The 655-nt window shown below is 30.2% G+C and carries 1 protein-coding gene; it reads left to right on the forward strand.

All coding sequences use genetic code 11. The features are described 5' to 3' along the window. The first annotated feature begins 166 nt into the window (after nt 1-166). Nucleotides 167-610, forward strand: coding sequence for an FAD-I family protein (locus tag IX290_RS11440; protein WP_211493318.1), 444 nt, complete (start codon nt 167-169; stop codon nt 608-610). Nucleotides 611-655 lie beyond the last annotated feature (45 nt).

Below are 655 nucleotides of genomic sequence, written 5' to 3' on the forward strand. Positions count from 1 at the left end.
TTAGGAGTTGTACTAGGAACAGCAGCATGTACATCTGCATCTGCAAATAATGGTCCTGAGACAAAAGAACAACAAATGAATAGACTTTTACATTATGCAAATGAACAGGCAAAATTGGAAAATCAACAGTAATTATAGATTATAATGGAAAGTGTGGAGGAATTTTATGAAAAAATTTTTATTATTTCTATCAGTACTAGCAATTGTTGGATGTACTTCAGCAAATCAAAATATGACTTCAGAAGACGCACAAAAAGCTAGATTGATAAAATTAGCTGAAGAAAAAGAAATGGCAGAACAAAAAGCTCAAGAAGAAAAAATTGCAGCTGAGCAAGCAGCAGCAGAACAAAATGCAGTTGTTGAAGAAAATGTAAAAGAGGCAAAAGAAGAGGCTGTAGCAGAAGAGCCAGAAAATAAGGATTTTGTTACAGTAAGATATAATAATAAAACTCGTGGACAAATAATGCAAGCTGAAATGGCAAGAATTACTGATGAAATGAAAGCCCTTGAACAAAAAGTAAATAATTATCTTGATTATGGAAATAAATTAAGAGAATATAAAGAAAAACTAGATAATCTAGAAAAACTAAACAACGCATCTATAAACTAATTTATATAAGATGACCTTATGAAATTATAAAAACTTTGCTACATA

It is taken from the genome of Fusobacterium sp. DD2, assembly GCF_018205345.1.
Classification (GTDB): domain Bacteria; phylum Fusobacteriota; class Fusobacteriia; order Fusobacteriales; family Fusobacteriaceae; genus Fusobacterium_A.